General features: G+C 37.8%; 20 protein-coding genes and 2 other annotated features. Of the genes, 5 read left to right on the top strand and 15 right to left on the bottom strand.

Annotated features, from left to right (window positions below; all coding sequences use genetic code 11):
* Positions 1-19: 19 nt before the first annotated feature.
* Genes trpA through AC4D4A_RS01415 form a run of 7 tightly spaced genes read right to left on the bottom strand, consistent with a single transcriptional unit; the run spans position 20 to position 6403 of the window.
* A complete protein-coding gene (gene trpA, locus AC4D4A_RS01445) occupies positions 20-820 on the bottom strand; it encodes a tryptophan synthase subunit alpha (protein ID WP_490994249.1) in 801 nt (266 codons plus the stop codon).
* Positions 813-2012 carry a tryptophan synthase subunit beta gene (gene trpB, locus AC4D4A_RS01440; protein WP_490994744.1) on the bottom strand — a complete coding sequence of 400 codons (1200 nt, stop codon included), beginning with the start codon at positions 2010-2012 and terminating at the stop codon, positions 813-815. Before trpB ends, trpA begins: the two co-directional genes overlap by 8 nt.
* A gap of 5 nt (positions 2013-2017) precedes the next feature.
* On the bottom strand, positions 2018-2635 hold the full coding sequence (locus AC4D4A_RS01435; RefSeq protein WP_490994248.1) for a phosphoribosylanthranilate isomerase: 618 nt from the start codon (positions 2633-2635) through the stop codon (positions 2018-2020).
* Positions 2632-3408, bottom strand: coding sequence for an indole-3-glycerol phosphate synthase TrpC (trpC, locus tag AC4D4A_RS01430; protein WP_490994743.1), 777 nt, complete (start codon positions 3406-3408; stop codon positions 2632-2634). The genes AC4D4A_RS01435 and trpC overlap by 4 nt, the downstream gene beginning before the upstream one ends.
* On the bottom strand, positions 3408-4445 hold the full coding sequence (gene trpD, locus AC4D4A_RS01425) for an anthranilate phosphoribosyltransferase (protein WP_490994247.1): 1038 nt from the start codon (positions 4443-4445) through the stop codon (positions 3408-3410). The genes trpC and trpD overlap by 1 nt, the downstream gene beginning before the upstream one ends.
* Positions 4438-5031: an anthranilate synthase component II gene (locus tag AC4D4A_RS01420; RefSeq protein WP_490994246.1), complete on the bottom strand. Its 594-nt coding sequence runs from the start codon at positions 5029-5031 to the stop codon at positions 4438-4440. Before AC4D4A_RS01420 ends, trpD begins: the two co-directional genes overlap by 8 nt.
* A complete protein-coding gene (locus tag AC4D4A_RS01415; RefSeq protein ID WP_490994245.1) occupies positions 5012-6403 on the bottom strand; it encodes an anthranilate synthase component I family protein in 1392 nt (463 codons plus the stop codon). The genes AC4D4A_RS01420 and AC4D4A_RS01415 overlap by 20 nt, the downstream gene beginning before the upstream one ends.
* Positions 6404-6454: 51 nt before the next feature.
* Positions 6455-6690, bottom strand: a binding site (T-box leader).
* A 42-nt stretch (positions 6691-6732) separates the two neighbouring features.
* Positions 6733-6982: a binding site (T-box leader), on the bottom strand.
* A gap of 152 nt (positions 6983-7134) precedes the next feature.
* Here AC4D4A_RS01415 and AC4D4A_RS01410 point away from each other — a divergent pair.
* Positions 7135-8232 carry an EcsC family protein gene (locus AC4D4A_RS01410; protein WP_490994244.1) on the top strand — a complete coding sequence of 366 codons (1098 nt, stop codon included), beginning with the start codon at positions 7135-7137 and terminating at the stop codon, positions 8230-8232.
* A 149-nt stretch (positions 8233-8381) separates the two neighbouring features.
* Here AC4D4A_RS01410 and odhB read toward each other — a convergent pair whose 3' ends face one another.
* From odhB to AC4D4A_RS01380, 6 genes are all read right to left on the bottom strand, one after another.
* A complete protein-coding gene (odhB, locus tag AC4D4A_RS01405) occupies positions 8382-9635 on the bottom strand; it encodes a 2-oxoglutarate dehydrogenase complex dihydrolipoyllysine-residue succinyltransferase (RefSeq protein WP_490994243.1) in 1254 nt (417 codons plus the stop codon).
* A gap of 16 nt (positions 9636-9651) precedes the next feature.
* Positions 9652-12492, bottom strand: a complete 2841-nt coding sequence (gene sucA / locus AC4D4A_RS01400; protein WP_490994242.1) for a 2-oxoglutarate dehydrogenase E1 component — start codon at positions 12490-12492, stop codon at positions 9652-9654.
* A 215-nt stretch (positions 12493-12707) separates the two neighbouring features.
* Entirely contained in the window at positions 12708-13574 is an 867-nt protein-coding gene (locus tag AC4D4A_RS01395; RefSeq protein ID WP_490994241.1) for a GNAT family N-acetyltransferase, read from the bottom strand.
* 173 nt (positions 13575-13747) lie between these two features.
* Entirely contained in the window at positions 13748-15178 is a 1431-nt protein-coding gene (locus AC4D4A_RS01390; RefSeq protein ID WP_490994240.1) for an ATP-binding protein, read from the bottom strand.
* On the bottom strand, positions 15175-16398 hold the full coding sequence (locus AC4D4A_RS01385; protein ID WP_490994239.1) for a beta-ketoacyl-[acyl-carrier-protein] synthase family protein: 1224 nt from the start codon (positions 16396-16398) through the stop codon (positions 15175-15177). Before AC4D4A_RS01385 ends, AC4D4A_RS01390 begins: the two co-directional genes overlap by 4 nt.
* Positions 16399-16788: 390 nt before the next feature.
* Positions 16789-18108 (bottom strand): aromatic amino acid transport family protein, encoded by a 1320-nt coding sequence (locus AC4D4A_RS01380; RefSeq protein ID WP_490994238.1) that lies wholly within the window; start codon positions 18106-18108, stop codon positions 16789-16791.
* Positions 18109-18815: 707 nt separating this feature from the next.
* Between AC4D4A_RS01380 and AC4D4A_RS01375 the strand changes: the two genes are divergently transcribed.
* The 4 genes from AC4D4A_RS01375 to AC4D4A_RS01360 all read left to right on the top strand — a co-directional run bounded on the left by AC4D4A_RS01375 (position 18816) and on the right by AC4D4A_RS01360 (position 23425).
* The gene (locus AC4D4A_RS01375) at positions 18816-19493 is read left to right on the top strand and encodes a helix-turn-helix transcriptional regulator (protein WP_490994237.1); all 678 of its coding nucleotides are present in this window, start codon (positions 18816-18818) and stop codon (positions 19491-19493) included.
* A 314-nt stretch (positions 19494-19807) separates the two neighbouring features.
* Positions 19808-20581, top strand: coding sequence for an NADPH-dependent oxidoreductase (locus AC4D4A_RS01370; RefSeq protein ID WP_490994236.1), 774 nt, complete (start codon positions 19808-19810; stop codon positions 20579-20581).
* Between the two features lie 293 nt (positions 20582-20874).
* The gene (locus AC4D4A_RS01365) at positions 20875-22095 is read left to right on the top strand and encodes a dicarboxylate/amino acid:cation symporter (protein ID WP_490994235.1); all 1221 of its coding nucleotides are present in this window, start codon (positions 20875-20877) and stop codon (positions 22093-22095) included.
* 412 nt (positions 22096-22507) lie between these two features.
* Entirely contained in the window at positions 22508-23425 is a 918-nt protein-coding gene (locus AC4D4A_RS01360; RefSeq protein ID WP_490994234.1) for an MBL fold metallo-hydrolase, read from the top strand.
* A gap of 987 nt (positions 23426-24412) precedes the next feature.
* Here AC4D4A_RS01360 and AC4D4A_RS01355 read toward each other — a convergent pair.
* On the bottom strand, positions 24413-25597 hold the full coding sequence (locus AC4D4A_RS01355) for a CaiB/BaiF CoA transferase family protein (protein WP_490994233.1): 1185 nt from the start codon (positions 25595-25597) through the stop codon (positions 24413-24415).
* Between the two features lie 21 nt (positions 25598-25618).
* Positions 25619-26770 (bottom strand): acyl-CoA dehydrogenase family protein, encoded by a 1152-nt coding sequence (locus tag AC4D4A_RS01350; RefSeq protein WP_490994232.1) that lies wholly within the window; start codon positions 26768-26770, stop codon positions 25619-25621.
* Position 26771: the final 1 nt, after the last annotated feature.

Genomic DNA, 26771 nt, shown 5'->3' with positions numbered 1-26771 from the left:
CTAATAATCATACAAATTGTTAGCTGGTTGTTTGCTTTACCTTATTTCTATTCAATTCTTTTACAAAGGACTCCAATTCCTTATGTCCCCCCTGATGCAACAAACTTACAACCTTACTCCCTACAATAATACCATCACAATAGTCATACAATTGATTGGCCGTCTTTGCATTGGATATCCCGAATCCCGCATAGATTGGACAGTCCGTATTCTGCTTAAGTTGTAGGATTTGTTCTTTAAAGGCCTCATCATTCAACTGCGCCTGTTCTCCTGTTGTCCCATTTACCGTTACTGCATAAATAAAACCTTCCGCTCCATCACAAAGCTTTGCCATTCGAGTTGGATTTGCTGTTAAAGGTAAGAGTCTGATTAACACAATGCCTTCCTTACTGAGCTCCTTCTTAAACATCTGCTCTTCCTCCAGCGGAACATCTGGAATGATACAGGCACTAATGGAGGCTTCTCTGCACTTGGCAGCAAATGTTGAAATTCCAAGGCATAAAACAGGATTTGCATACGTCATAATAATTAACGGAATTTCAATAATTTCCTCCGTATTCCTTAATTCATTTAATATATCCTCCAAAGTAACATCCTGTTCCAGGGCACGTAAACCTGCTTCCTGAATGCTTGGTCCATCAGCTACTGGGTCCGAAAATGGAATTCCAATTTCAATGGCGGAAGCCTCTAATCTTTCAAAGTACTTGATAGTCGGAACAAGCTGATCGAGCCCTCCATCACCTCCCATAATATAGGGAATAAACCCTTTTTCTCCACTCTTTTTAGCCTCTGAAAAACAATCTACTAGCTTATTAGACATGCTCCACACCTCCAATTACACTCATGACGGTATCCATATCTTTATCTCCTCTTCCGGATAAACAAATTACAATAGACTGATCTTTCCCCATATCAGGTGCCCTTTTGACTGCTTCCGCTATCGCATGCGAGCTTTCGAGCGCAGGTATAATTCCTTCCTTTCTTGTTAACAGCTTAAATGCCTCCAATGCTTCATCATCTCGAATAGATGTATACTCCACTCTTCCCTCGTCCTTCAAAAAGCAGTGCTCCGGTCCGACTCCCGGATAATCTAGTCCAGCCGATATAGAATGAGCTTCCTCTATCTGTCCAGCTTTATCCTGCAGGAGATACATGAGTGCCCCATGTAGAATCCCCTTTTCTCCTTTTGAAAGGGATGCTGCATGCTCATTCGTATCTAACCCTTGGCCAGCCGCTTCCACGCCTACTAAAGTAACCTGTTCATCCTCTAAAAATTCGTAAAACATGCCCATTGCGTTGCTGCCACCCCCGATACAGGCAATAATTTCATCTGGCAATCGATTGTGTAAAACGAGGAATTGCTCCCTGGTTTCCCGACCTATTACACTTTGAAAATCTCGTACAATTTGCGGGAAGGGATGCGGTCCCATCACAGACCCTAATAAATAATGTGTATCCTCAATATGACCGACCCAGTAACGTAAAGCTTCATTTACGGCATCCTTCAGCGAACAGCTTCCTTGTTGTACAGGCACTACCTTTGCACCCAATAATTCCATTTTCAGCACATTTGGTTTTTGCCTCTTCACATCTTTTTCACCCATAAAAATCACTGCTTCCAAGCCAAGCAAGGCACAAGCTGAAGCAGTCGCGACTCCATGCTGGCCGGCACCTGTTTCCGCCACAATTCTTGTTTTGCCCATTGCTTTGGCAAGCAGGGCCTGACCAAGTGTATTATTAATTTTGTGAGCACCGGTATGATTTAAATCCTCCCTTTTAAGGTAAATCCGTGCACCACCTAAATGTTCGGTGAAATTTTTCGCATAGTATAACGGAGTCTCTCTTCCTACATAATCCTTCAAAAGTAATTGATATTCAGTAATAAATGACTTTTCCTGCGCAATCGTTTTATAGGCTTCCTCCAATTCGAACAAAGCCGGCATTAATGTTTCAGGTACAAATCTTCCTCCATATTCCCCATATCGGCCAGTTGTATCTGGATATTCTTTTATTTGATTCACTTGATTGCCCCCTCTTTTGCCATTTTTATAAATTCAAAGATTCTTCTCGTATTTTTTCTCCCATTTACCTCAACACCACTACTCACATCAACCATAAACGGATTTACTACTTCAATCGCTTCTCTTACATTTTCAGAATTCAAGCCTCCCGCTAGAATGATAGTAGGGTATTCACCTCCCAGTCCTCTCACCTTTTCCCAATCAAATGCCACTCCGTTACCACCTCTATATTCCCGTGCTGCAGCATCCAACAAAATATAATCAGTATGCTGAACACCTCTAACATCCAAGTCTGCTTGAGCAGGCTTAATCCCTATTGATTTGATGATCGGCAATCCAACCTCCAAATAGTCTGCAGGCTTTTCATCTCCATGAAGCTGAATGGCTGTCAATCCACAATATCGTGCCACTTGTTTCACCGTTTCTAATTCTTCATTAACAAAGACACCGACCTTCCAGATTTCATCTTCCAGTTTGGAGATGATTCGTTTGGCTCTCTCAGGGGCAATTCTTCGCTTGCTTTCGGCGAACATAAATCCAAGGGCATCCGCACCTGCTTTTTCAGCTGCTAATGCGTGCTCGACGGTTTGTATTCCACAGATCTTCACCTTCACTGGATGGTCCTTCTTTCAATTTGTTTGATATCTTTTACAAATTGAGCGGGGGCTTGATGCTTCATCAATGCCTCCCCGACTAGGATTGCATCCACACCTGCATTGGCAACGCGTAAACAATCATCTATATTCTTGATTCCACTTTCACTAATGACAAGAATTGACGGATCGTCAATCAATTTAATTAAACTTTCAGTAACAGCTAAATCCGTTTTAAATATTTGAAGATTGCGATTATTCATGCCGATCAATTGTGGTTTAAGGGACAGAGCTACCTCTAAATCATCCTCATCATGTACTTCCAGTAAAACTTCCAAATGTAGATGGAGAGCATACTCATACAATACTTTTAATTTTTCAGGTGATAAAATTCTTACAATTAACAGGACAATACTTGCCCCCGATAAAAAGGCTTGATTAATCTGAGATTTTTCCAGTATAAAATCTTTACATAGGACTGGCAGATCCGTATGTCTGCTTACTACCTGTAAATCATTAAAGCTTCCATTAAAGTATTCTTTATCCGTCAAGACGGATATGCCATCAGCGCCGCCTTCCATATATTGATTAGCTACCTCTATCGGATTAGCCAGAGAATGAATGATTCCTTTTGAAGGGGATGACCGTTTAAATTCCGCAATCACACCAAGGGTCGACTGCTTTTTGATTCGTTCAGCAAAAGTATCTCTTACCTGTATTCGTTTGGTGTCATTTGATAATTCAACTGCGGTTATGTTCCTCAACTCTCTCCTCTTGTGCTCCACGATTTTCATTAAATAGGTTGGCATATATCATTGGCCCCTTTCGTTTGAACCTGTCCCCTAACTTCAAGTAATTTCCGGTAGACTGCACCTGAATCGATTAATTCAGCCGCATACATGACTCCTTCCTGAATCGTAGAGACTTTCTCTGAAACAAATAAACCAATTCCTGCATTTAGAAGGACTGCATCACGACATGGATTCTTTTCCCCGCAAAAGATTTCAATCATTTTTTTCGCATTTTCAGATGGCCCTCCACCGATCAAATGGCTATTATCCGATATTTTCAATCCAACGTCATGGGGATGGATGGCTTCTTCTGTTATTTGACCATTCTGAACGAAATATAGCTTGTTTTCGCCAGCCAATGATGCTTCATCCATATTACCCGCCCCATGGATAATGACAGCCCTTTTTCTCCCAACCTTCAACAATACTTCTCCATACAGCTTTAAAAGTTTTACATCATACACACCAACCATTTGATAGGTTAAATGGACTGGGTTTGTTAAGGGTCCGATTGCATTGAAAATCGTAGGAATACCCAATTGCTTCCGAACTGCAGCGATTCTTGTTAATTTAGGGTGGATATGCCCAGCATTTAAAAATACTAAATTAACTTGATGAATAGCTTTCCTGGCTTCCTCCTTTTGATTAATCGTATTAATGCCCAATGCGTTCAGCACATCCATACTGCCGGATTGACTCGTCATATTTTTGTTTCCATGCTTCACCATTTTGATTCCGGCACTTGCCAAAACAAATGCTGTTGCCGTGCTGATATTAAAGCTGTTGCTGCGATCGCCTCCGGTACCGCAATTATCCATTGCATCCGGAATAGTTCCCAGTTGATGTGTCGATTCCTTTCGAATCATTTCTGAGATAATATACAGTTCCTTACTCCCATAGCCCTTTAATCCAATGGCCATTAAAAACGCAGCCACTTCCGCTTCGGAAACAGTTGAACTTAGCATTTGTTTTGCAGCATCCGTCATTTCACCCTCTGATAAACTCTTTCCTTTGCTTAGTATGAAAAGATACTCATTCATGAAAGACTGCCTCCTTCACAGTACTATTAAGAAAATTAGTGATTATCTTTTTTCCATAGGGCGTTCCTATTGATTCGGGATGGAATTGAACGCCGTATAAGGGATACTGCTTATGACGAATAGCCATAATCTCCTCATCATCCTCTGAAGTAGCTATAATCTTAAACTCATTTGACAGAGTCTCTTCTTTTATTATTAGAGAATGGTATCTCATTGCCTGAAACCCTTGAGGTGTACCCTTAAAAATTTCATCTCCTGTATGGACGATCTTTGATGATTTACCATGTTTGATTTTTCCCGCTCTGCATACCGTAGCACCAAACACCTGACCAATGGCCTGATGCCCCAGACAAACGCCTAAAATAGGAATATGGCTATAAAAAGCTTTAATCAACTCTTTACATATCCCACTCTCCTCCGGACGACCAGGTCCGGGTGATAAGACAATTGATGTTGGCGCTAAATCTTTTATTTCTTGAATTGTAAGGACGTTATTTCGTTTAATCAGGACCTCTTCCCCCAGTTCCAATAAAAGCTGATAGAGGTTATACGTAAAGGAATCGAAATTATCGATAAGCAAAATCATTCAGCCCAACCTCCTTAAATCCCGCCTTGTGAAGTGTTTCATACCATTCATTTTCCGGAATGGAATCATAGACAATGCCAGCGCCAGCCTGGAAATGAATTTGTTGATCTTTAATCACCATCATTCGGATTGCTAAGGCCAGGTCCAATTCCCCACCGTAGGAGATAAAACCAACACCGCCACCGTAAGCGCCTCTTCTTTCCTGTTCAGCCTCTGAGATTAACTGCATTGCTCTTATCTTCGGTGCGCCTGATACGGTTCCAGCCGGCAGACAGGCTTTAATTGCGTCCATTGGATGAATCGCTTCGTTTAATACGCCTGTAATTTCTGAAACAAGATGGATCACATTTTTAAATGATTCAATCTCCATAAAACGTTTAATATTTACACTTTCCGGCTTACAAATCTTCCCCAAATCATTTCTAGCAAGATCCACCAGCATGACATGTTCTGCCTTCTCTTTTTCATCCGCTTTTAAACTGGCAATCTGCTCTTCGTCTTCTTGAAGATTAGAGCCTCTTCTTCTTGTACCTGCTATCGGATTAGAGTGAATGACGCCCTGATTGATCGCAATCAACCTTTCAGGAGAGCAGCCTACAATGTGATAGTTGCCAAAATTAATATGAAAGTGGAATGTATCAGGATGTTCTTTCTTTAACTCCCCATAATAGTCTTCCGGGTCTCCCGCGAATGAACCGGTCCATCGCTGCGACAAGACGGCCTGGAATATATCGCCGCTTCGAATTCTGGATTTTAATTCATTGACCGAATCAATAAATCTCTCCTTATTCGTATTGCTTTTAATTCCATGAATCAAATACATTTCATTTCCAGCAGCCTGGCTGTATGTGGATAGTTCTTCCCGAAAGCACTGCATGTTTGTAACCAATTCAACTTCTGATCGTTCACCTTCATAGTCTAAATGGAGGTGACTGCATTCGGAAAAATCATCACCACTGTAAACAAAATAGTCTGTGTGATAGAGAAAGTGGAAATCCGGAATACCAACCGGATTCATTTCTGGCGAATCTATTTCTTCAAAGAGAAAACTGTATGAATAACCGGCAAATCCAATGGAACCTCCTATAAACGGCAAATCAGGATAAAGAGCATCATCGATTGCAAGTGACGCTTTAATAAACTCATGCGGATTATTCACTTTCTTTTTCATTTGACCCTTTTTAAAGAACGTACCATCTATACTCGTCATGATTTCTGCATATAGGTTAAAGGCAATAATTTTTGTCCTGCCACCGCTCGGAGCTGGAAATTCAAGCACAGCTTTATAAGACTCAGCGATGTCTTCTATATTTCTAAGTTTGTTTTGTTCCTCTGCTTTCAGCCGTTGCCTAGTTATTTTAGGTTTTCGCAATGTAATCCCCCCTGAAAATAGAAAAATCCCCCATAAGCAAATAAATTGCTTATGGAGGACGTTTAATCGTGGTGCCACCCCCGTTGGATCTCTTTCAGATACGATGAGGAAAGAATCCATCATTTAATATCCTATCCTTTTAACGGCGGAATCCCGTATTCCCCTACTCATCTTTCAGGGAATCACTCGAAAGCCCATTCACATAAAGCCTGCATACCGGTTCTCACCCATCCCGGCTCTCTGTAGTGCAATGTTTTTATGCTACTCCTCTTTCTTAACGTTTTATTTATTCAATTTTCTCCCATACAAAAAGGGCCTCACATCCTTGTAAAAAGGACGAGAGACCCGCGGTACCACCTTAATTGATTGCTGAATTCAGCAATCCACTTTATGACAGCTTATAGAAATAACTGTCAGCCTATTATAACGATTGGCTAAATCGGCCAAGGCATACTGATTAACTCACGTTCTGCCCGGCAGCTCCGAAGTCCATTCACAAATGAAATCGTACCGATTCCCACCACCCATCGGCTCTCTAAAACTCCTTCAAATGCTACTACTCTTCATCAACGTTTTCCTGTATATATGTTGTAGTTAATACTAAATTATGTATTTTGAATTGTCAATATATTTAATGTTAAAATAAAATTATTAATTTTTAAAATTACAGTTAATATAAAATCATCTTTTTAATTAAGTTCCGATATTATTATAAAAAAGAGAGTGTAAAAATGAGCAAAGAATTAAAATCTTATTTAGACAGTAAAGAATTATCTTTATTAGAAAGCTTAACTAGGGACTATGAAAAATTTATTGAGCCAGGCCCGATACAAAAACAGCTTATAAAAACTAAAGATAAAGTGACAGAATTTTTACCAGAAAGATTCAAAGAAATCACATCAGATGCTATTAATAAAGCTAGTGATTGGGCAGTAATTAAAAAAGTAATGGAAAGTGCCGGCAAAGGGTTTGTTGTTGTTAGTGAAAATTCAGCAAGGTTTACTTTTAATAAAGATAGTATTCTTAAAACTTTAAGTAATGAAACCAATCAGCTTAATCATTTTGAACAAATATGCCAATTAAGAAGTTATCACATTGAAAAAAGTGTAATTAACAGAAGGTCGTTAGTAGATTTAACATCAACTTTTGTCGGTGGCGGAATAACTGGATTTTTTGGATTATGGGGTGTTCCATTTAATTTAGCATATACCTTCTTTATGTATTATAGATCGGTACAAGCAGTTGCATTATATTATGGGTATGACGTCATTGATGATCCTAGAGAACTAGAATTTGCCTCAAGCGTCACAATTACTTGCCTTTCTCCCCATTTAGATTCAGATATCGAAAATCTTGGTTCTATTATTGGTAGGATGATGTTTGCCACTAATGTCACAAGATTAAAAGAATCATTAACTAAATTATCTTATGAAAAAATGGCTCAAAAAGGTGGCGCTGAGTTATTATATGTTCAGATACGAGCATTAGCAAATGCTCAAGCAAAAAAAGCACTCGAAAATGCTGGTAAAGAAGGTGTAGAGGCAGGGATATTTAAGAACCTCCTCGAACAGATAGGCAAAAAACTGAGCAAAGAAACCGGAAAAAAAGCAGTTCCGGTAATAGGTGCTTTTGTGGGTGCTTTATCAGATACACACACAATGAATAATATAATTAAAGGAGCTAATCTAATTTATCATAAACGTTTCCTATTCGAGAAGAATATTAGAATAAATCAATATAATAACGTTAATATAAATCCTGATATATTAGATTATGATGAAATTATGAATCATAATATTAATCATAAGGATTTTGATATGGGCTTCTAGTATAAAGTTAGAAAGGATAGTCTATCACTTATAATCCTATACAATTTAAAAAGGAATTCAGAAAGCTATTTATAGCCATATTCTGAATTCCTTTTTTCAGTATATATAAGTACATAATTTCAATAAATTATACACTCATCATAGATTAATCATCCTTCAAGCAATAAAGATTCCGGATCTTCAATTAGTTTTTTCACGTTTGCAAGGAAGCTAACTGCTTCTGCTCCGTCGACAATACGGTGATCGTAGGATAATGCGATATACATCATTGGGCGAACTTCAATTTTGTCATCCTCAACAGCAATCGGACGCTTTTTAATACCGTGCATTCCAAGAATACCTACTTGTGTTCCATTTAAAATAGGTGTTGACATTAAGGAACCGAAAACACCGCCATTTGTGATAGTAAAGGTTCCACCCTGTAAATCTGATAGGGCCAATTTATTATCACGTGCTTTTTTCGCCAAGCTGCCAATTTCTTTTTCGATTTCAGCAAAGTTCATACGGTCCGCATCTCTAACAACAGGGACTACTAAGCCTTCAGGAGCAGATACGGCTACACCGATATCATAGTATTTTTTGATAAGCAGCTCGTCACCTTGGATTTCTGCATTTAATAATGGGTACTTCTTAAGAGAACCCACAACGGCTTTTGTAAAGAAAGACATAAAGCCTAATTTCACATCATTTTCTTTTTGGAATGCATCCTTACGTTTATTACGAAGGTTCATGATGTTCGTCATATCTACTTCGTTAAAAGTAGTCAGCATCGCTGTATTATGTTGAACCTCAACCAAACGTTTCGCGATTGTTTGGCGTCTGCGTGACATTTTCACACGTTCTTCCGGTTTACCAGATACCTGAGCAGGTGCTGGTGCTGCTTTTTTAGCTTCCGGTTTTGGAGGCTTAGGTGCAGGCGCGCTGGCTTGTGCATGTCCATTGTAGGATTCTACATCTTGCTTGCGCACTCTTCCAAGTGGATCTACTGTAGGGATTTCATCCAAATCGATCCCTTTTTCTCTTGCTAGTTTACGTGCAGCTGGTGAAGCAACTGTTTTATTTCCTTTTTTCTCTTCTTCTTTTGGTTCAGGAGCAGGTGCTGCTTTTGGTTCTTCTTTTTCTTGCTCTTTAGCAGCAGGTTCTTGTTCTTTACTCTGTGCAGGTGTGCCATCAGCATCTACCAGCGCAATTGCTTCCCCAACAAGAACTGTATCTCCCTCTTCTTTTAATTGCTCTGTCAAAACTCCTTCATAGTCGGAGATGATTTCAACATTTACTTTATCTGTTTCAAGCTCAACGATATATTCACCTTTTTCAACCTTTTCACCCGGTTGTTTAAGCCATTGTGCAATTGTTCCCTCTGTAATTGATTCCGCTAATTCTGGTACTTTTACCTCTGCCATCTCTCTATTTCCTCCTCTATTCGCGAGTTAATGCGCTGTTTATAATACGATTTTGTCCTTGTTTATGAATGGTTGGATCTCCCTCTGCAGGACTGGATCGTCTTCTTCTGCCGATGTACTCAACTTTAACCCCTTCTGGTGCTGCTATTCTTAAACGCGGCTCAACGAAATTCCACGCGCCCATATTTTTAGGCTCTTCCTGTACCCATACAATCTCTTTTAAATTCGGGTAGGAAGCAAATAATTCTTGTACCCCTTTAAGCGGGAATGGATAAATTTCTTCAATTCTCACTATGTGAAGCCAATCAAGATTTTCTTTGCCTTCAATAGCCTGAGATAAATCAATTGCCATTTTACCTGTACAGCAAACGATTCTTTCCACACTATCTTTTTTCGTTCCTAAGCCTGGCTGTTCAATAAACGACTTGAATTCGCCCTCACTCAGTTCTTCAGCAGTACTCGCTACAGTCGGATTTCTCAGCAAGCTCTTTGGTGTCATTAATACCAATGGGCGTACTTCTTCTTTTCCTAAAATAGCTGCTTGTCTTCTTAAAATATGGAAGTATTGAGCTGCTGAACTTAAATTAGCTACAGTCCAGTTATTCTCCGCTGCCAATGATAAATAGCGCTCCAAACGTGCACTGGAGTGTTCCGGTCCCTGACCTTCATATCCATGAGGCAATAGCATCACTAAGCCTGATTTTTGGCCCCATTTCGCTCTGCCAGCAGCAATAAATTGATCAAATAATACTTGCGCAGTGTTGGCAAAATCACCATATTGGGCTTCCCATAAAACGAGCGTATCCGGGGATTGAACATTGTATCCATATTCAAATCCAATGACAGCTGCTTCAGACAACGGACTGTTATGAACTGCAAAGGAAGCTTTTGCCCCTTCAAGTCCATGTAATGGAGAATAGGTTTCTCCCGTTTCACTGTCATGTAAAACAATGTTTCTATGAGCAAATGTACCGCGCTCGGAATCCTGTCCAGTAAGACGGACCGGTGTTCCATCCTGTAAGATAGTTGCAAAAGCTAACGTTTCAGCCAAAGCCCAGTCTACTTTATTTCCTTCTTCCAAAGCATTCTGTCTTCTCATAAGGATTTTATCCAGTTTATTAAATACCTTGAAGTTCTCAGGTCGTTTTAAAAGCTCCGCATTTATTTGCTTTAATACGTCAAGCTCTACTTTTGTATCTACCTTCGGAATCCCGGATTCAATAATTTTTGGAACATCAGCTGCTTCAAGCGGAGAATCTTCCTTTGCACCCACTTGATTATAGTACTCTTTCAACATATCAGAATGTTCCTGATCCAGACGAGCGACCTCTTCTTCCGTTACAAGTCCTTCATCCACTAGTCTCTTTGCATACACCTCTCTAGGTGTTGGATGCTCATGCACCATCTTGTACATGGCCGGATTGGTTGTCATTGGCTCATCCATTTCGTTATGGCCATAACGTCTGTATCCAATTAAATCTATTAAAAAGTCCTTCTGGAAGGTTTGACGATATAAAATAGCTACATAAGCTGCAGCTAATACAGCCTCTGGATCATCTGCATTGACATGGATAATCGGGATCTCATATCCCTTCGCCAGGTCACTTGAGTAACGAGTTGAGCGAGAATCCCGGCTTTCTGTTGTAAATCCGATCATATTATTCGCGATAATATGTACGGTGCCTCCTGTTTGATACCCTTTAAGGCGACTTAAATTCAAGGTTTCTGCCACTATTCCCTGACCTGGAAATGCTGCATCTCCATGAATAATAATTGACATACTGGAATTCGAATCCTGTACAGGAAACCCTTTTTGGCTTCTGTCATCCTGAACAGCCCTTGTATATCCATTTACGATGGGATTGACAAATTCCAAGTGACTTGGATTATTTGCCAACGTTATAATCGCTTCTCTTGTATTCTCTTCTTTAATTTTACGATCTGCGCCCAGGTGGTACTTCACATCACCAGTCCATCCAAATGTAACACCAACGGATCCTTCAGATGGTACCAATTTTTTATCCGGAGCATGCTGAAACTCAGAGAATATTTTTTTGTACGGTTTACCCAGCACATGAGCCAGTACATTCAATCTGCCTCTATGTGCCATTCCGATATTAATTGAAGTAGTTCCGCCGCGAACGGATCTTGAAACTAATTCATCAAGAAGTGGCACTAAAGAATCTACACCTTCAATTGAAAATCTCTTTTGTCCAACAAAGGTTTTATGTAAGAATCGCTCAAATCCATCCACTTCAGTTAAGCGCTTCAACAAATTTTTCTTTTTAGCTGCCGAAATTGCAAAACCGGAGGCTGTTTGTTCAACCATTTGTGTAAGCCACTTTTTCTCTTCCATGTCATGGATATGATCGAATTCAAAAGCAATCGTTCTCGTATATAAAACTTTTAAATATTCGATGGCTTCATGGCCATTTTGAATGTTTGCAGGCAAAACATCACTGATTAAGGAAGCTGGCATCGCTTTCAAATCATCAGTCGTTAAATCATATTTACCCAATCCTAAATTAATATCTTTCTTTACCTTACTGTACAATGGATAAATGTCAGCGGCCAAATGTCCGTTTATTCGAATATCCTCAGCCAATTTGACAGCCTGCGATACTTTATACATCATTTTTGCTGTGAACTGACCGTCTGAAACTTCCTTACTTTGATTACCCCTTGTTTGTTCGGTTTCCTCTAATCTTGGAGGTCCCCACTCTTCAAATAATCTCACCAAATCCGGATCCACTTGCTCTGGGTCCTGTAAAAAAACTTCGTACATTTCCTGGACGTAACCCAAGTTTGGCCCCTGAAACTCTAGCCAAGGGTTTGTTACAGGTGTATCAAGTTTCATTATGAAATCCCCCTGTTAAACATTGTTTTGCCTTATTCCTGCGACTGAATAATATATAATAATAACGTTATCAAAAAAGTCGGAAGGATAAAACATTTCCGACATTATTCTACCATGTTTTGGTGAATATACTCAAAGGTTTGCACTTAATTTACGAGAAAATCAAAACTTTCGAAAAAATCAGCTATTATGAAATAGCAAAAAAAGAGAATTGATTATATAACCAACTCTCCTTTTTGATTAATACCAAATTGAATCATGTTGGATTCACATACCCATTCATAGCCAATTTTTTGATAAATTGAATTTGAAGTTGGATTTGATAAATCCGTATATAAACTGCAAAATAAATAGTTTTCAAGAAGTTGTTTCGAAAAAGTGTGAACGGACGAGCTCGCATACCCCTTCCCTCTCTCTTCATCGGGAGTATAAACCAGCGAGACTACAATTCCATTTTGCGTTGGACGAGCCCACTTCACCATCGATACCGGTCTGTTCTGATCAATCCATAAATGTAAGGACTTCTCCTTGATATAATCATTTGCTCTTGCCTGACATTCTTCGTAAGTGAGATTATCAACCGTATATTCAGTGAACTCCCTAATCCAATCAGCTACTAAAGGGGCATCTTCATGGACTGCCTGACGTAGATACCCCGTTGTGATTTGAATAGAGTTCAATTTTGTCAGCTTGTAAATGCCCTGCTGCACGCCAATAGAGCCCTCAATTCCCGTTATACGCTTCCATTCATCAGCAAATAATTGCGATAATCTCTTTTCGCCTGTAACCCCTGGAAACATAAACCCTTCTTCAACAAATTTATTTACAGCAAAGGAAATAGTTTCTTTTTGATTAAAATTGCCAGCGATAAGCAGATTGTGTGGATGAGTTCGTAAAAAAACCAAGACAGTCTGATCTGTTACCTCCACTGTACACATTAAAAGTTTACTAGTATCTGATGGATTTAGGATTAATTTATTCACCAATCCCAGGATGACATTATGCTTCGCTTCATCCTTTAAAAGAATAGGCTCGATCTTATCCTTAAAAGGTTTTACTGTGTCATAGAATACAATATTCATTTTCTCATCCTCCTTTTTTCTATTATCCTCCTACATCTATATATTTCAAAACAATTTAATTAAAATAGTGTGAGTTTACATAATATTTTTATAACTAACTTCTATTGTAAATTAAAAACAGCAACCCCTAAAAAAGGATTGCTGCTTAATTTATAGTAGATTGGATGCAGTAGTTAATTCATGTCTAATATTCCATTCTGTGGAAGCTCGATTTTAAAATGAGTTCCTTCAGATGAACTTTTGGAAATAGTTATATTCCCCAAATGCTCTATGATTGTTTTCTTAACAAAAGGTAATCCCAATCCCATTCCCCGCTTATCTATCGAAATAAATGGATCAAATACACTTTCCCAGTTAGCTGGAGGGATTCCCTTGCCTGTATCAATGAAATGAATAATAATGTGTTCATTTTCCAACTGGGTTTTAATCATTATTTTCTTATTCTCTCGATCTTTAGGCATGGCCTCTACGCTGTTCTTGATTAAGTTGATAAAAACTTGGCCAAAATTGGTTTTATTAATATAGGCATTCAAAGGTTCGTAATTATTAACCACTTCAATATCCACCTGATTGGTGCGCAACATTTCAGAAGACATGTTAATGGAATCTAGTATAACCTCTATCAAATTTTCCTTTTTCAGAACTAGATTAGATGACTTCATATAATCTTTATAATTATTAGTCAGTTTACCTAGATGTTCAGATGACTTTTGAATCATATCCAGTGTCTTCCTATCTGACTCTGTTAAGTCATTACTCAGATTAAGAAGATTTGAAAAACTCTTGATAATTTGATTGGTATTTTTCACTTCATGAATTAAACTTCCCGCTAAATTCCCGGTATAATCCAGCTTTTTTTGTCTTTCCATCAGTAGATAATGACTATCTTTTAGACTCGTGTTCAATTTAACAAAGAAATGTACCACAAAGACAGAGAATACGATTACCCCGATGCTGCTTGTTATGGCACCTGTCCCTGGTGAAAGGTTTAAATATCCCGATAAGATTAGCCAAATGGAGGCTAAACAGAATGCATTTAAAAATTTTCTGAAACTCGTGTTAGATATATGTCTCGAAACTAAATAGACAAGAATTAAAAAGATGATAAAGCCAATCATATGTAAGATGAATATCCATCCTAAAGGCCCATACACAGGATAATAAAAACTGGATGAGAAACTGGTCTTTACGGTTAACCCACTAATCCCTAATTCCGTCAGATTAATTACATAGACCACTCCGCTTAAAATAATAAAAAAGATGAGTGACTTCTTATCAAGTAGTAATCTCGAGATCTTTGCTAACCAAGGAGTATCTTTTAACATTGTTGGCTGATCCTTTATAACCAAATATGCTACATAGAGAACAATTGGCACTCCAAAAGTAGGCCCTAAACGCAGCAATTTAAATAATACTAGAATGGTACTCTCAGAAAGAATATCCGATAAATAAAGTACCCCAACATCAATTTGCCAAATTGTAACAAAGAGCATGTATAAAACGAGACCCATTGTCAATCTTGATTCATTATACATACTTTTTATAACGAATGAAACAACCAAAGGGATCAACCCAATAGTACATATTAATAATCCGATAATCATTTATTTTTGCACTCCAATGACGTATGTTCAGTTCTATATTTTTTAATATAAGCACATGCATTATTTCCACCATGCCCATGATTGGTAACAGCGACTTCATTGACCTCCTGATAAATTGTTTCAGTAACAATATTCATATCTTCATAGCCTTTTTTAGTTGTTCTTATTGTTGGAGGAATAAAATCATGTTCCACACTTAATAATGAAGATATCACTTGTAAGATACCAATGGAAGCGAGAGGGTTTCCATACATACTTTTTATCGAGCTGTATGGTATTTGATGATTAAATAATTCCCTAGAGCACTTTTCTTCAATCCGATCATTCTGCTGGATTCCAAGTGCCTGGCTGTTGATATAATCTGGATTGCGTCCACTCGTGACTTCTTTTAATGCCTTAATCATCTGTTCTCCTGATTCATCTGAATCATAAATATAAGCCCCATCATTATTCGAGATGATGTCTACAATTTCTCCTTTAATATGAGCTCCCCGATTAACGGCATCTTCTTCTCTCTCTAAAACAATCACACCAGATGCTTCAGATGCTGCAAATCCTTTACTATCTTCATGAAATGGAACAGCTCCCACATCCATTGCTTGATTTAAAGGTAATATTCGTGTTTTAGAAAAAGCGTAAGTCATTAGTTTACCAATCGGACTCTCTGTTCCACCTACAATAGCCACATCTATTTTACCGGCTTGTAAATAGAGCATTGCCTCTTCAATTGCTTCCAAACTAGAAGTGCAGCCAGTGCTTATTGTTTTTGTCACACCTTTTGCTCCTAAAAAGTAAGCGATAGATGAGGTCATACTGTGATAATTGACATAGTGAGAAAACGTAATAGGCATTTTTCTATAATCATCATTATTCGCATGTACAACTGCGTCCAGAGAATGTTGATCTACAGATGATCCAAGTGAAGTTCCAAAGAAAACCCCGACTTTTTTTCCTGCTAAATCCACCCCTGCTGATTCCAATGCCTCTCTCCCGGCCACGATTCCCATTTTAGTCACTTTGGGTAATCGATTAATTCTCCTATCTTTCTCTAATTCTTCTAATCCATTATGTACTAAACCAACTATATTGGATTCTTTTTTATAACCTTCCCCATCTATTACTTCCAATGTGTTCACACCATGCTGTAAATTATATAAAAATTCGTCGATATTCCTTGTATTCGGGGCTATTGTCCCGTAGCCACTAACTACTATTTTCATGTAATTTTCCGCCTCAGTTGAGAATATTTACCTAAAAAAATTATAGCAGATAATATTTCGGAATGACTATAGGAAAAAACTATTAAAAATATGTTTAAATAATCAAAATATTTGAATTGGATTAAAAAGATAGTAGCCGTTTCAAAAAAGGATGACTAAAATCGCAAGTTATCGAATGATAATTAAATAGTTAAACTTTAATTCTAATAACTCATTCATATACATACAATAATTTTTTACCACTAACTTCAATCTTCAGTAATACCTCTACAAAAAAAGCTGCATACCGTAAAGTCCGGAATACAGCCCTTGTCTTAGGTTCAAGCATCAAACCTTTATTAACTTTTTACTATCAAACTTACTTCAATAATCTTCATTCTCAAAAGGGAATTAGAAGAATACCTTAATACTTGCTAGTATCGTAAGCACACCTACAACAATGACAAACACGTTGCTCAATTTCCCTCTGTATTTAGCTAGTACTGGTACTTTACGGATTGCATACATTGGTAATACACATAGGATAGCAGCAACCAGTGGTCCGCTGAGTGTATCAATTAATCCTAGAATACTTGGATTTGTATAAGCAACAAACCAGCATGTTAATACAACAAATACTAGAATGGAAGTTTTAATTGTTTTTTCTTTAATGCTTTTTCCGCGTGCTTTCCCTGATGCCACAATCATGTCACGCATTACTTCGTAAGCTCCTACATAATGACCAAGGAAGGACTTTGTGATGGCCACGAATGCAATAATAGGCGCTGCAATAGCAATTATAGGTGAACCAAGCTCATTCGCAAGATAAGATAGAATGGATAAATTCTGTTCCTTTGCCATAACAAGGTCACTTGGAGTTAAGCTCAAGACACTGCTCCAAACGAAGAACATTACAACAGAGAATGTCATGATATAACAAACCTTTTGTATCTGGGCGCATTTTGCGTCAGTCGCATCTTTTCCATAGGTTGCCCGTTGTTTCATTACAAATGACGATACAATAGGAGAATGGTTAAACGAGAATACGATAATCGGTAATATCAACAGTATAATTCCAAAATATCCGGATCCTGATGAAGCAGTAGAAACACTTGCAGAACTAAAAATCGATGTATTCCACTGTGGAATTAAAGATACTGCGATAAATAACAGAGAAGCTATAAATGGATAAACTAGCATGCTCATTACTTTTACAGTTATATCTTGTCCAAAATTTAGTATGACGATAAGACCTAGTATTAATACAAGTGATAAAATGGCTCTTGGCGGCTCGTTCATATGCAATTGATTTACCATAAAACTACTTGCTGTATTTGTAAGTGCAACTGAATACATCAGCACGATTGTATAAATAGAGAAGAAATAAACGATGTTAAAGGCTATACTTGCCTTATTTCCAAAATACTCTCTTATCGTACCTGTAATTCCCTCTTCAGCAGAATCTGAAGCGGCTATCATTTTAGCAAGTGCCCTATGCGAGTAGTACATTACTGGGAAGGCTAGTATAGTAATTAGCAATAATGATATTAATCCACCTGATCCTGCATTAATAGGTAAGAAGAGTACGCCCGCTCCAATTGCTGTTCCAAAAAGGCTCAATGCCCAGGTTGTATCTTGTTTATGCCATTTCTTCGCATCTGGAAAGTTCTCTTGGTTTACTGAATGATTTTCAATCGGTAACTCGAGTTTCTTTGCTGTATTTCCATGCATGATTTAACTCCTCCTTATATATGCATTGACTTTCTACTAAGGATTATCACTTATAGTTGTTATAAGTTTAATTACTTACAAGATTCGAAAATAAAGTCTAATTTATATTCCTTTGTATTTATTCCAGCAGATTAAAACTGAGATATTTGTGTATATGTATCTTTTGCTCCAACTAATTTGTTTGCGTTTACAAAATATTGTATTTATATAGAAAACAACTCATTTTCTCTTAACACAAGGAACCTCTACCAATCCTTCGACCGGTTCACACATCAGACCAATAGATAACTCCCTTCTTTTTAGAAAAGGTTTACATTACTAAGAAATAAAATCGACTTTGGAAATCTATTATTTAATTTCCAATAATTTATTACAGTAGTTATTATTTACTACCAGCTCAAAGTATCACATAATTGGTTTAATATGTCAATATAGATGAGTAAAAACTAGTTTTTGTAAAAATTAATTATTAGAATGCGTTTACATTCTGCTATAATCATTAGTAGATTATGACTAAATTGGTTTTAAAAGGTTACACTTAATAGTCTTGATAATCACTAGAATCCCCCAACAGACGTGAACTGAGCAAGCTCAGAAACGATAGCTTTCATTAAGGAATTTTTACTAAATATGCTTATCGATTGATCCAACATATTTGGTCGTCAAAGATTTACTTAAAAGCGTTTCCTAAAAGGAGGAATATCTAATTGGATAACGAACTATTTCGACATTATCAAACTATAATGAATTATTTTGGAGAAATTTCGGGACCTAATTATGAATTTGTATTACATATTTTAAATCCTAATGGCGGTTCTCATATCGGTCACATCGTCAATGAGGACTTAAGCGAAAGGTCTTTAGATAGCCCATTAACTAACTATGCAAAAAGGTTAATCAACGATAAGGTTTATTTAGACAATGATTATGTTGTTGGATATGTTGGAGAAGGACCGCGGGGTAAAAAATTTCGTTCATCTACTTTGTTTATAAAAGATCATGAAGGTCAGTTACAGGGACTTTTATGTATAAATTTTGATGCAGACGCTTATCGAAAAGTTGCCAAAGATATATTAAATTTAGCCAATCTAAGCTTTGATATTAAACATATTGATATGAAAACTGAACAAGAGCAACCTGTAGAAAAGCTTCAAGATAATGTAAGTAATATCATTTATTCAGTAATAGATAGAGATATCCTGGAATCTGGAGCCCAATTATCACCTGACCAAAAGAAACTTGCTATATCCAAATTAAAAGAATATGGAGTATTTGATATAAAAGGCACAATAAGTGAAGTGGCAGAGATAATGGGAATGTCCGAATCGAGTGTTTATCGCTACCTTCAAATGGTATCACGAAACAAAAAAGCAGTACCGTTATAATAAAGAGTATCTCAATTAAGCTGGAGAATCTGAGAAAGAATTAGATACCTCGCGGACACCCAGCTTATTTTTTCATCCACTTTTTTCCACACTCCAAAAAGTAATATAGGGTGTCATCCCATAGAAAAATTTACATCTCGAAGTCTATCCAGATTACTTGACCTCCTAATAGAAGTAACTCATTCTTTCATTGAAGCACTACAACCCAATCTAACACTTAGATAATTGACCGACCGTATGGTTCTATTATGAACAATAAACCCGTTTGTACTATACTAATAACGAAACCATATACCGAAGGAGGAGACCTCAACATGAACGAAATCATGCAAACCTTATTATCTCACCGCTCCATCCGATCTTATAAAGACAAACCAGTCGAGGATGAACAGCTGGAACAAATCATTAAAGCTGTCCAATCTGCCCCAAGCTGGATAAATGGACAACAGGTTTCCATTATTGCTGTGAAAGATTCTGTCAGGAAGAAGAAGTTTGCAGAGCTATGCGGCGGGCAGAAGCATATTGAAGAGGCCCCTGTATTCCTCGTATTCTGCTCAGACTTTTATAGAGCATATGTATCCAGTGAAATCGAAAAAACTCCATTTGCAGTCCCAGAAAATATTGATACATTATTGGTCGGGGCTACAGATGTTGGGATTGCTCTTGAAGCAGCCATTACTGCATCCGAATCACTGGGCCTTGGTACAGTCTGCATTGGCGGTATACGCAGAAATTTAGATAAAGTCATAAAGGAACTCAACCTTCCTCCATTTGTTTTACCTATTTCTGGTTTATGTATCGGCTATCCTGCAGAGGATCCCGGCTTAAAACCACGCCTGCCAGTTAAAGCGGTCTATCATAACGAAACCTATCAGCATGATATAAAAGAAGAAATTGAAGCATATAATCAAACATACTCAGATTATCTGTCAGAGCGTTCAGAAGGCAGAAAGACTGGGACATGGACTAAAGCTGTAGCCAACTTTTATAGTAAAATCTATTATCAGGGTGTTGATGAGGCAATTAATCAGCAAATGCAGATCAACCATAATAAAGAAGATGTTAAAGATAAAGGAAGAGAAGCCTAACGCTCCTCTTCCTTTTATTTTTCACTTTGTATCACCCAAATTTTCTTGATGGTCCCTTCACCTTGCCTTGATTGCTTTTAGTAATAAAAATCAATAGAAATATCCTCACATTATTCTAGGACTTAATACTCCTTATTTCACTATAAAGAAGATTAATATGCTCTAAAAGTTATATTAGATGAGTAATTTCAAATTCCGTGGTAAAATATCTATTAATTCCCGAAATTTGGAATATAAGGATAAATATAATAGTTTAGTGTCAGAATTTATGGCTGAGAGCTAGGAGGAATCATATGAACTTAACAAAGAAGATAATCATTGCACTGATACTAGGTGCCCTTGTAGGTCTTTCCCTAAATATTTTCTCCCCATCTTTATTTGAAACACTCAACAAATTTCTATTCGATCCTTTAGGTACCATCTTTATCAATCTGATTAAATTGTTAGTAGTTCCAATTGTATTATTTTCTATTATTTTAGGTGTAGCGGGCCTGGGAGATCCTAAAAAGCTCGGATCCATCGGTTTTAAAACCGTTTTCTACTTCCTATGTACTACAGCCATAGCCATTATCTTGGCCATCGTTCTTGCTATGGTAATTTCACCGGGAACCAAAGGTGAATTTGATACAGAAAATGCGACTTTTGAGGCTGAAAAGGCTCCTTCAATTGGAGAAACATTCCTAACCATTATTCCAGAAAATCCACTCATGGCTATGGCAGAAGGAAATATGCTACAAATTATTTTTATGGCTGCCTTAATTGGATTTGCTTTAACCGCTTTAGGAAAAAAGACAGAAGGAATTGTAAAGCTGGTTGAGCAAGGAAACGAATTGGTCATGTACCTCGTAACCTGGGTAATGAAATTTGCTCCTTATGGAACATTTGGTCTGATTGCTTCAGCAATTGGAGAACAAGGCTACAGTGCAATGAAAGCGATGGCATTATATATGATAGTCGTTGTAATTGCGCTAATCATTCATACCCTACTGGTTTATGGAGGAACGATTTTCTTCTTGGCACGCAAAAGTCCAATATGGTTCTTTAAAGGCTTTGCACCGGCCATGACAGTAGGATTCAGTACTTCCAGCAGTAATGCAACCTTACCTTTATCCATGGAAGCCGCACAGGACAATTTAGGTGTTAAAAAAGAAATATCTAGCTTCGTTCAACCTCTGGGCGCGACAATCAACATGGATGGAACAGCCATTATGCAGGGTGTTGCCACCATCTTTATCGCTCAAGTTTATGGTCAAGATTTATCGTTCACTGCCTTAGTCACCGTCGTGATAACGGCAGTTCTTGCCAGTATCGGCACAGCCGGTGTACCTGGTGTAGGCCTGATTATGCTTGCAATGGTACTAAGCTCAGTTAATTTACCTGTAGAAGGCATTGGGCTAATCCTCGGAATCGACCGTATTCTTGATATGGCACGAACATCTGTCAATATTACAGGTGATGCAGCCTGTGCTGTCATGATCAACGAACAAGAAAAAAGAAAAGAAAATGCTGCATAGTCATAAATTTTAGTATTCTATTGTATTTTAATAATCCTTATATCCAGCTGCAGCTTTTTGAGAAATTTCATTTAAAGCTGCAGTTTTTATGTTTTTGTCTCATTTTATAAAAACCTCAAACTGATCAAAGCAAAGGATCAGAAATTTATTATCTTCAGCTCTTTATTGATGAAATGTGTTCCTCTTCTCGTGTTTTCTACGATTTTTTGTATACTCTTATAACCTGAATGTTAAAAAGGCTCGCTACCGATTCTGTTGAAAGTCTTCATTTATAGCTTTGACTTTCTGCTGATTAATATTTTTTACAAAACTACAACTAGATTCCCCTGTTAACTGCGTATAGTTTCATATGTAATACACGTTCAATTTGGTATAATCAAGTAAATCGTATTTTATAAAAAGGGGTGCGAAAGTGTTAAATCGACTGACAAATCGAATCTCTCAAATTACATTACCTTCTGTCTATAATCGTCACGTTCATTGTTATTTACTCGAATTTAATACATACTATATACTAATTGATTGCGGTGAGAATAATAATGAATCCAAAGAATTCTGGCAGCAATTCTTGAAGACATTAAAGAAGCCCATTACACATCTCATTATTACGCATAATCACACCGATCATAGTGGCTGTTGCCAATTACTTCAAAAACTGATGCCTATACGTATCCTCTCACCTTCAATCAGCAAACTTAAACTCCAAACGATGCAACGGGACACAACAAACTATGGACTTATTGACATTGCTGCTAACTATGGTATTGCTTACCCCTACCAACAAAAGCAATTACTTGATGAAACAGAAGCATACAATTTTCAAATTGATGAAACATTTGATGAAGGTCATGTTTTTCATTTTGACGAATATACATTGCAAGCTATCGCAACTCCTGGACATGCTATTGACCAATTCTCCTTTTATGCAGAAAGTGACCTAATATTACTTGCCAGTGACCATTTAATTGCAGATTTTAGCCCTTTATTAATTATTGAAGAAACTTTTCGAAATCCACTTCAAAGCTATTTAAATTCACTAGACAAACTCACATCCCTTTCAATGACCCTTGCGTTACCTGGTCATGGCGCCATAATTGAACAACCTGGTGAATTAATCGAATCGTTGAAAAATCGTCATTTTAAAAAATTGCAGGTGATTCAACAATATATACAGCAGCAATCTTATACTGCTGAGCAACTACTCTATCTTTTATATAAAAAAGATACAACAAAATCCTCTCCTCAACTTATGCAGCTACTATGCTATTTAAATTACTTAATGGCTGAAAATAAAATTTCCCAAAATGACTTTCTCCTTTCAGCTCATTAAAAAGCAACACTATTTAAACTGCCCCTTAAAAGTTAGCCACTAATCTAACTTTTAAGGGGTGTTTTATCGTAAATTTAATATAGAACAACGAATTAAAACGCTCAAACGATATTTTAATGTTTTCGAATCTTGTTTTACTTAACGCTTTAGTCTAGGTGCAAGAAAAATTACAACCAAAATTAAAGTGAAAGTAATTTATGAACCAGAGGTAACCTATGATGTCGGGGTAATGGTTAAATTCTCAGGAAATCCCCAAAACACGCTTTACTATTAAGAAACAACAGAGACAGCCAAATAAATATGTGGATGTGAATACATAGATCCAAGAGATTTATCATGAATATAAAGAGAGATATGATTATCGCCGAATTTCTAAGGAACTGGAGTATAAGAGATTCACCTTAATCCTAAGACAATCATTAGGTTGATGAATGAGATGGGCTTGAAATATGAGGTCCGTATAGAGAAGTACCGATCTTACAAAAGGAATATCGAACTACTGTGCCAAACATCTTCCGAAAAGATTTCATGACAGATAAAATGAAATCAGAATAGGTAACGGATGTCACCGAGTTCCTTTATTCGGTGAAAAATTCTATCTATCCTCCAATCTAAATTTGTATCATGGAGGAATTGCCTACAGCGTAATGATACGTCCTATCTATCAAGTGGAACGATATGTTAAATTTAAAACCCTTCAGTCTGGAAATCAAGTAGTGATCCCCCATTCATATCAAAGCGTCATTATCAGATGATGAAGAAACATTAACACTCAATCAGTATGTCATAAACTCCTGTATCTCTAAGAATTCAAGAGCATGGATTTTTGAGAAAACCTAAATGAATATATCTATTTAAAATCAAGAAACCTGAGTCCGGTGGAATACCGGTCTCAGATCCTCCGAGCAGCCTAGCTATATATTTCTAACTCTTGATCAATCATTTTTAATCGATCGTTGCTTTTTGGTGTTTTTATCATTTATGAAATTAAATGATTTCTTGGCTTTTTAAATAAGCGATTTCTCGGGCAGAATACCCTATCTCCTGTAATACCTCATTTGTATGCTGTCCCAGTAAAGGTGGTGGTGAATGGATAACGGCAGGTGTACCCGAAAATTTCACTGGAAATGCTGGCACTTGTAAATTCGGTACGTTGGGATGTGTGATTGGCACCATCATTTCACGCGCTATGACCTGGGGACTTTGCAGCACTTGTTCAATATTTTGAATCGGTCCGCATGGTACACCTTCATTCGTTAAAACATCAATAATAGCTTCCGCGGTCATAGTTGAAAATCTATCATTCATGATTTTCTCCAGTTCCTCTCGAAGGGCAACTCTGTCAGTATTATAAAGGAACCGCTCATCTATTAATAAATCTTGCCAATCTAATGCACGACATAGCTTTTTCCATAAACCATCATTAGCAACAGCAAGTACGATATCATCCGTTTTAGTCTGAAAGCCGCCATAGGGAACAAGCGTCCCATGTGCAGTTCCCATACGTTTTGGATAAGTACCGGTAGCTACATAGCCTGTTGCCATGTGATTTAACAGGGCAACTTGGCAGTCTAATAGGCTGGCATCTAAATATTGGCCGACGCCATTTTTTTGGACTCCCATTAATGCAGTGACAATTGAGAATGCTGCAAAGATGCCTGTAGATAAGTCAGCAATAGACATCCCTGCTTTTGCCGGTGCTTCCTCAGTTCCTGTAATGCTCATTAATCCACCGTAGGCTTGCAGCAGTACATCATAGCCAGCCCGATCCTTTTCAGGACCTGTTCGACCAAAGCCAGATATCGAGCAGAAAATTATTTTAGGATTAATCTCCTTTATCACTTCATAACCAATTCCTAGTTTTTCCATCGTACCAGTACGGAAGTTTTCTACAAGCACATCTGCTGTCCTTGCAAGCCTTTTAATAATTTCGATGCCTGCCTCTGTTTTTAAATTAACGGTAATTCCTTTTTTATTGCGATTAGCAGATAAATAATAACAACTTTCATCATTCCATTGTGGTGGAGTAAATCGTCTAGATTCGTCCCCTACATTCGTTTGCTCCACTTTAGTGATTTCTGCTCCCATATCTGAGAGCATCATTGTTGCGTATGGCCCGGCAAGTGTTCGAGATAAATCCAATACTTTAATGCCGCTTAATGGCAGTTCCATATGATCACTCCCGTATGGTAGTTATTTAACGTATTCTTTAATCAATTGAGAAGCAATAATGTTTTTTTGGATTTCAGATGTTCCCTCGTAAATCTTCGTGATACGAGCATCCCTATAATAACGCTCAATAGCATATTCACGTATATAGCCGATGCCGCCATGAATTTGCACCGCTTTATCTGCTACCCGGTTATAAACTTCTGAACCGAATAGTTTTACCATTGCCGCTTCTTTGATTACTTTTTGTTCTCGATCAACTAAACTGGCTACATGATAAGTCAACGCTCTAAGGGATTCTATATCCAGTGCCATTTCAGCTAAATAATGCTGAATGATTTGCTGCTCGATAATCGGCTTCCCGAATTGGACACGTTCACTCGCATATTGGACGGACATTTCCAACAATTTTTGGCTTGAGCCTAAGTTCCGAGCAGCTAACCCAGCGCGACCGTTCGCTAAAATCTTCAGTGCATTGACATAACCCATACCTTCTTCACCAAGTACGTTTTCAACGGGCACTTCACAATCCTCAAGAAAAACTTCTGCAGAATGGGAGCCGCGCAAGCCCATTTTCTCCTCATGCTTCCCAATGATTAATCCTGGGAAATCTTTTTCAATAATAAATGATGTTATCCCTTTTGCACCTTTGCCTTTATCCGTTACAGCCATTAATGTAAATACAGTTGCTTCCGGTGCATTCGTAATATAGTGCTTCGAGCCATTAATCACATATTTATCACCTTTGCGTACGGCTGTTGTTTGCAGGGCAGTTGCATCAGACCCTGCACTTGGCTCAGTTAAAGCAAATGCGCCAATATATTCTCCAGATGCCATTTTCGGCAGATATTTTTGTTTTTGCTGCTCATTGCCGATTTCTACGATTCCTACGGAACCTATACCTGTATGCGCACCAATTAACGTTGTATAGCCATTAATGGTACGGCCAAGTTCTTCATAAATACCGCATTTTCCTGTCATATCCAAGCCTAACCCGCCATACTTTTCAGGAATACTTAGGCCAAACAAGCCCATATCTTTGCTCATTTTCAAAATCCGTTCTGGCACATGATCTTCTCGCTCAATTTGGTCTGCAACAGCTTCTACCTCATTGTCGATAAAATCGCGCACCCCACGCTTTAAATCCAATAGGTCTTCTGTCAATACATTCACCATC

Source organism: Pradoshia sp. Z5_111 (assembly GCF_058267535.1).
Note: the sequence above shows the minus strand (reverse complement) of the source record. Positions and strands in the feature narration are given on the sequence as shown.